Source organism: Bradyrhizobium sp. (assembly GCF_016462955.1).
GTDB lineage: Bacteria > Pseudomonadota > Alphaproteobacteria > Rhizobiales > Xanthobacteraceae > Bradyrhizobium.
The window spans coordinates 248-7,004 of the sequence record NZ_JAEMSD010000221.1; the positions used below are offsets into that span (position 1 = coordinate 248).

Here is a 6,757-nt window from a genome sequence, read left to right on the forward strand (position 1 = left end):
TCCGAGACCACCGAGGCCAGCGCCGCCGAGTACATCACCAGCGTGCCGTTCGGTGCGATGACCGGGGTCAGGCCGGCCGAGAAGCTGCGGAACCGGCGCTCGAACGGATTGCGCCGGGAGGCGTCGATCAGCGCGATCTTGACGCCGGCGCCGCGGGTGTTGAGCTCGCCAAGCACGGTCTCGAGGCTGAAACCATCGCGGCGCACGTCGGATTCGGTCCAGATCTGCGCATCGACCGGCAGCAGGTAACTCTGGCGCGCCGACTGGATGCCGAAACCGCTGAAGAACACCAGCGCCACCGATCCCGGCTTGATCTTGCTGTAGAGCTTGTCGAAGGCGCGGCGCATGCCGTCGCCGGTCAGGTTCTCGCCGATCTCGACAGAAAAGCCGTCGCGCTTCAGTTCGTCCGCGACAGCGCGCGCATCATTGATCGGTTCCTTGAGCGGAGCATCCGCATCCGGATATTTGGCGTTGCCGATGACGAGCGCGAAGCGGTCGCCGGCTGCAAGCGACGGGGCAGTCGGGACAAGCGAGACGAGCAAGGACAGAAGGAAAAAGAAGCGAATTTTCATAATCAGCGCGGTCCAGCCAAAAAGGCGCCGTTCCAGCTTGCGCCGCGGCGACCTTAACTTACGCTTATCTCATTATCAAACCGGAGACGGGGGGCGTCAACCGCTTGGAGATTCGGCATTATCGTGTCGACGGACCGCCACCCAGGGGCGTGCTGTGAGCGGAACGGAGGGGTCGTCATGACAGTCCTCGTGATCTCGATTGATCGGCGCGACGTTAGGGCAACCCTGGCAATGAGGATGTGATTGGTCTCACATTGCAACCTGCCTTCGCCGCAACGCCCGGCGTTTGACCTTTGCTGCCGGCGATGGCTTGGTGTGGACGATCGTCCCGCAAGATCCAACTCAGAAAAGCAACTCCATGGGAAACGCCTACGAAATCTACGCCCTGCGCTATGCGACAATGTCTCCGCGCACCCCCCATATGAACTTCCTCCTGCCCGACCCGCATGACAGTGCGGCGCAGGATCTCGACTATTTCGTCTGGCTGATCCGAGGGCAGGGCCGCGACATCCTGGTCGATACCGGCTTCAATGCCGAGGAGGCGAGCGCGCGGGCGCGCAAGCTCACGCTCAATCCCGTCGACGCGCTGGAGCGTTTCGGCGTCGCAGCAACAGCAATTCGCGACGTCATCGTGACGCATCTGCATTACGACCACGCCGGCAATCTCGACCGCTTCCCCAATGCGCGCTTCCATCTCCAGGAGCGCGAGATGGCTTACGCGACCGGGCGCTGCATGTGCAATGGCCTGTTGCGTCACCCATTCTCGGTGGAGCATGTCACCCAGATGGTGCGCCACGTCTATGGCGAGCGTGTTACCTTCCATTCCGGCGACGGCGAGGTCGCCCCGGGCGTGACCGTGCACCGCGTCGGCGGCCATTCCGACGGCTTGCAGGTGGTCAAGGTCGAGACCGCGCGCGGCCCGGTGGTGCTGGCCTCCGATGCCGCGCATTATTACGCCAATCTGCAGCGCAGGAGCCCATTTCCGATCGTCTACAATGTCGGCGACATGGCGATGGGCTGGGAGACGATCGAGCGCCTCGCCGGTCATCCCGACAGGTTCATTCCCGGTCATGATCCGATCGTGACGGAGATCTATCCGCGCGCCAGCGACAAGGTCGATGCCTTCGCACTGCATCTGCCGCCGTCGCGGTCGTTTGCGAAATAGCAGCCATCATTCCGGGGCGCGCGTAGCGCGAACCCGGAATCCATCTATCCTCGTAACCTGCGGCGCAATGGATTCTCAGGTGCGCAATTGCGCACCATAGCTCGCCGCTTCGCGGCGCCCCGGAATGACGGAGGAGCTAATACGCCTGCTTGGCATCCGCTTCTTCGCTGGTCTGGATCAGGTCGAGGCTTTGCTCGATCTTGTCGAGGAGAGTCGAGAGCTGCTTGCGCTCCTGCGCGGAGAGGCAGGCGAGGATTTCGTCCTCGCGCCGCAGCAATTGCGGAAACAGCTCCTCGTACAGCGCGCGGCCCTTCCTGGTCAGTTGCAGGCGGAATTCGCGGCGGTCGGCCCGGTTCTCGACCCGCTCGATCAGGCGCTCGTCGAGCAGCATTGTCACCGCGCGGCTGATGGTGGATTTGTGCGTCCGCGTGCATTGCGCAATGTACTGCGCGCTACAGGCATCAACGCGGAAGCCGAGCGTGGCGATCACCCGCCAGGCCGGAATGTCGAGGCCGTGCCGTTCCTGATATTCGACCGCAAGCGCGGAACTGACCTCCGCTGCAAGCCGGTTGAGGCGGAACGGCACGAACTTGAACAGGTCGAGTCGCGGCTTTGGCCGAACTGAAGCCTCGTCGGCCTCACGGGTCTTCAACGCGATGTCGCTGGATGTCCTCGCCAAGGAGAGCGCTCCGAATTCCCGGTTGACGGCCGGCCGGCTCCGGTCCAAAATAGTTGCACGTGAGACTATCTAGCAGATCAGTCCTCTTCTGACCAGAGCCGAGGTTCGTGTATGGCGCCGGCCAATACCCCTCACGCCAAGACCGCTCAAGCCAAGACCCAGTTCGGCTATCGCCGTCACCCGGATCAGGGCCGCCCGAGCCCCGCGGAGCATCCGGTCGTGATCGTCGGCGCCGGCCCTGTCGGCCTGTCGCTGGCGATCGATCTCGCCCAGCGCGGCCAGCGCGTCGTGCTGCTGGATGATGCCGACCGCATCGGCGAAGGCTCGCGCGCGATCTGCTTCTCGAAACGCTCGCTGGAATATTGGGACCGGCTCGGCGTCGGCGACCGCATGGTCGAGAAGGGCGTGGTGTGGAGCGTCGGCCGCATCTTCCACGGCGAATCACAGCTCTACCAATTCAACCTGCTGCCGGAGGACGGTCACAAGCGGCCGGCCTTCATCAACCTCCAGCAATATTACGCCGAGGCCTATCTGGTCGATCGCATCAACGAACTGCCTGAGATCGACCTGCGCTGGCGCAACAAGGTGACGGCACTCGAGCAACGCAACGATTCCGCCGTGCTGACGATCGAGACGCCGGAGGGTGCCTATCGCCTCAATGCGCAGTACGTCATCGCCTGCGACGGCGCGCGCTCCTCGCTGCGGCAGATGGTCGGTGCGGAATTCGCCGGCCAGGTGTTCGAGGATCAGTTCCTGATCGCGGACGTCAAGATGACCGCGGAATTTCCGACCGAGCGCTGGTTCTGGTTCGATCCGCCGTTCCATGCCGGGCGTTCGGCGCTCTTGCATCGGCAGCCCGACGACGTCTGGCGCATCGACCTCCAGCTCAACCGCTATGCCGATCCTGTCGTCGAGAAGAGACCGGAGAACGTGCGGCCGCGCATCGCGCGCATGCTCGGCCACGACAAGTTCGAGTTCGAGTGGATATCGCTCTACAAGTTCCAGTGCCGGCGGATGGAGCGCTTCATCCACGGCCGGGTGATCTTCGCCGGCGATTCCGCGCACCAGGTCTCGCCCTTCGGCGCGCGCGGCGCCAATTCCGGGCTCGAAGATGCGGAGAATTTGTCCTGGAAGCTCGACCGCGTGCTGCGCGGCAAATCGCCCGCGAGCCTGCTCGAGAGCTACCACCTCGAGCGCAGCATGGCGGCGGACGAGAACATCCGCGAATCCACGCGCTCGACCGATTTCATGGCGCCGAACTCGCATCAGGAGGCGCGGCTGCGTAAGGCGGTGCTGTCGCTCGCCAAGGAGACAGAGTTCGGCAAGCGCATGGTCAATGGTGGCCGGCTGTCGGTGCCGTGCAGCTACGATTCGCCGCTGTCCTCGCTCGATGCGGAGACGTGGCGCGGCGGGCCCTCGCCCGGCTGTTCGATGCTCGACGCGCCTGTCGCAACGCGTGGCGGTGAACAGTTCTATCTGACGGATGCCTTCCGCAGGGGTGGCACGGACTTCACCTTGCTGTCGTTCAGCAATGGCGGGCCGATTGATGCGCCCGACAGTATCAAGGGTATCCGCATTGGGGCCGAGGGTGGATTTGCGGATCCCTTGGGTCTGGTCGCGAAGCGCTATGGCGCCGAGCAGGGTGCCGCCTATCTGCTGAGGCCCGACGGTTATGTTGCGGCTCGCTTCCGCCATCCGACCCGTTCGGCGATCTCGGCGGCACTGGCGCGGGCCGAAGGTCTGTATTGAGGTCTCGCATGCCGCTCTCCACCACCTCAAACTTTTTACGTCCCGACGATGCCTTCCGCGCCGTCGTCGAGGCGCATCGTGATCTGACCGAGGAGCAGAGCGCCGATTTCGACGCGGCGCTGGTGCTGATTCTCGCCAACCATATCGGCGACATCGACGTGCTGCGCGAGGCGATCGCCCTGGCCAAGCGCCGCATGATCGACGGCCAGCAGCAGCAACAACAACAGCAATAACCCTGTCACCTGAAGGACGAATTGATGGCGAAGAACTTCGCATCCACCGGCGATCTCTCCGAGAAAAAGATCACCTTCTCCGAGATCGGGACCGATCTCTATGCCTTCACCGCCGAGGGCGATCCCAACACGGCGGTCATCGTCGGTGACGATGGCTGCCTCGTGTTCGACGCGCAGGCAACGCCGGCGATGGCGAACAAGGTGATCGAGCGCGTCCGCGCCGTCACCGACAAGCCGATCAAATATGTCGTGCTGTCGCACTATCACGCCGTGCGCGTGCTCGGAGCCTCCGCCTACAAGGCGCAGGGCATCGTCGCTTCGCAGGAGACGCATCGGCTGATCGCCGAGCGCGGCCAGCAGGATTGGGATTCCGAATACGGCCGCTTCCCGCGGCTGTTCCAGGACGCCGCCAGCATCCCCGGCCTGACCTGGCCGACGCTGACCTTCGAAGGTGAGATGACGATCTATCTCGGCAAGCGCGAGGTGCGCCTGATGCAGCTGGGCGCCGGCCATACCTCCGGCGACATCGTCGCCTGGGTGCCGGATGCGGAGGCGATGTTCTCCGGCGACCTGATCGAATATCACTCCGCCTGCTATTGCGGTGATGCCCATTTGCGGGAATGGCCGATGACGCTGAACGAGATCCGCAACTTCAATCCCAAGGCAATCGCGCCGGGCCGCGGCGACGCGCTGAAGGGAACGGCGACGGTGCGCGAAGCCATCGCGATGACGCGCGACTTCGTCACCTCGCTCTATGGCGCCGCCGAAATCTCGGTCGCCAAGGGCCGCAGCTTAAAGGAATCCATGGCGGCGACGCGCGAGGTGATGGATCCGAAGTTCTCCAGCTTCGCCATCTACGAGCACTGCCTGCCGTTCAACGTGTCGCGCGCCTACGACGAGGCGTCTGGGATCGACGACCCCGTGATCTGGACCGACAAGCGCGACCAGGAAATGTGGGCCGCCCTGCAAGGAGGAGGATAGTCATGAACATCAATACCTCGCCGGACCAGATCATCCGCAGCTCGGCCCAGGTGACGCCGGGCTACATGTCCGGCTTCGGCAACTCTTTCGAGACCGAGGCGCTGCCGGGCGCGCTGCCGATCGGACGCAACTCGCCGCAGCGCTGTGCCTACGGGCTCTATGCCGAGCAATTGTCAGGCTCCCCTTTCACGGCGCCGCGCGGCAGCAATGAGCGTTCCTGGCTGTATCGCATCCGCCCGTCGGTGAAGCATTCGGGCCGTTTCGAGAAGGCCGAGGCCGGGCTGTGGCGCTCCGCGCCGTGCCACGAATACGACCTCCCGATCGCGCAGCTGCGCTGGGATCCGACGCCGCTGCCGAAGGAGGAGGTCACCTTCGTCCAGGGCGTGCAGACCATGACCACCGCCGGTGACGTGAACACGCAAGCGGGCATGGCCGCGCATGTCTACGTGATCACCAAGTCCATGGTGGACCAGCATTTCTACGATGCCGACGGCGAGCTGATGTTCGTGCTGCAACAGGGCAATCTGCGCCTCGTCACCGAATTCGGCCGCATCGATGCCGAGCCCGGCGAGATCGTGGTGATCCCGCGCGGCGTTAAGTTCCGCGTCGAGATTCCGAACGGTCCGGCGCGCGGTTATCTCTGCGAGAACTATGGCGGCGCCTTCACGCTGCCGGAGCGTGGGCCGATCGGTGCTAATTGCCTCGCCAATGCGCGCGACTTCCTCACCCCCGTTGCACATTACGAGGACAGGGACACGCCGACGGAGCTCTACGTGAAATGGGGCGGCTCGCTGTTCAAGACGACCTTACCGCATTCGCCGATCGACGTCGTCGCCTGGCATGGCAATTACGCGCCGTACAAATACGATCTGCGCACCTTCTCGCCCGTCGGCGCGATCGGCTTCGACCATCCCGATCCGTCGATCTTCACGGTGCTGACCTCGCCGTCGGAGACGGCTGGCACGGCGAATATCGATTTCGTCATCTTCCCCGAGCGCTGGATGGTCGCCGACAATACCTTCAGGCCGCCCTGGTATCACATGAACATCATGAGCGAGTTCATGGGCCTGATCTACGGCGTCTACGACGCCAAGCCGCAGGGCTTCGTCCCCGGCGGCATGAGCCTGCACAATTGCATGCTGCCGCACGGTCCCGACCGCGACGCCTTCGAGCACGCCAGCAACGGCGAATTGAAGCCGGTGAAGCTCACCGGCACGATGGCCTTCATGTTCGAGACCCGCTACCCCCAATGCGTCACCGCCCACGCGGCAAACGCCGCCACGCTCCAGGCCGACTACGCGGATTGCTGGAACGGCCTAGAGAAGCGCTTCGATCCGAATAGGCCGTGAGGTCTCTTACCCTCCCCTGGACGGGGAGG

Annotated in this window: 6 protein-coding genes and 1 pseudogene; 5 read left to right on the forward strand and 2 right to left on the reverse strand. The window is 63.9% G+C overall.

Going from position 1 to position 6,757, the window contains the following annotated elements; translation table 11 throughout:
* Positions 1-572, reverse strand: a pseudogene (locus tag JHD07_RS21570) (caspase family protein); the annotation flags it as partial.
* Between the two features lie 358 nt (positions 573-930).
* On the opposite strand from JHD07_RS21570, the gene JHD07_RS21575 reads away from it, so the two are divergent.
* A complete protein-coding gene (locus JHD07_RS21575; protein ID WP_291625573.1) occupies positions 931-1,737 on the forward strand; it encodes an N-acyl homoserine lactonase family protein in 807 nt (268 codons plus the stop codon).
* Positions 1,738-1,873: 136 nt separating this feature from the next.
* On the opposite strand, the gene JHD07_RS21580 is transcribed toward JHD07_RS21575, so the two are convergent.
* Positions 1,874-2,416: a MarR family transcriptional regulator gene (locus tag JHD07_RS21580; protein WP_291625575.1), complete on the reverse strand. Its 543-nt coding sequence runs from the start codon at positions 2,414-2,416 to the stop codon at positions 1,874-1,876.
* 111 nt (positions 2,417-2,527) lie between these two features.
* On the opposite strand from JHD07_RS21580, the gene JHD07_RS21585 reads away from it, so the two are divergent.
* The 4 genes from JHD07_RS21585 to hmgA are packed head-to-tail and all read left to right on the forward strand — an operon-like array spanning position 2,528 to position 6,728.
* Positions 2,528-4,165, forward strand: coding sequence for an FAD-dependent oxidoreductase (locus JHD07_RS21585; protein ID WP_291625577.1), 1,638 nt, complete (start codon positions 2,528-2,530; stop codon positions 4,163-4,165).
* A gap of 8 nt (positions 4,166-4,173) precedes the next feature.
* On the forward strand, positions 4,174-4,398 hold the full coding sequence (locus tag JHD07_RS21590) for a DUF2783 domain-containing protein (protein WP_291625579.1): 225 nt from the start codon (positions 4,174-4,176) through the stop codon (positions 4,396-4,398).
* Between the two features lie 24 nt (positions 4,399-4,422).
* The gene (locus JHD07_RS21595; RefSeq protein ID WP_291625581.1) at positions 4,423-5,379 is read left to right on the forward strand and encodes an MBL fold metallo-hydrolase; all 957 of its coding nucleotides are present in this window, start codon (positions 4,423-4,425) and stop codon (positions 5,377-5,379) included.
* A 2-nt stretch (positions 5,380-5,381) separates the two neighbouring features.
* Positions 5,382-6,728, forward strand: coding sequence for a homogentisate 1,2-dioxygenase (gene hmgA / locus JHD07_RS21600; protein WP_291625583.1), 1,347 nt, complete (start codon positions 5,382-5,384; stop codon positions 6,726-6,728).
* Positions 6,729-6,757 lie beyond the last annotated feature (29 nt).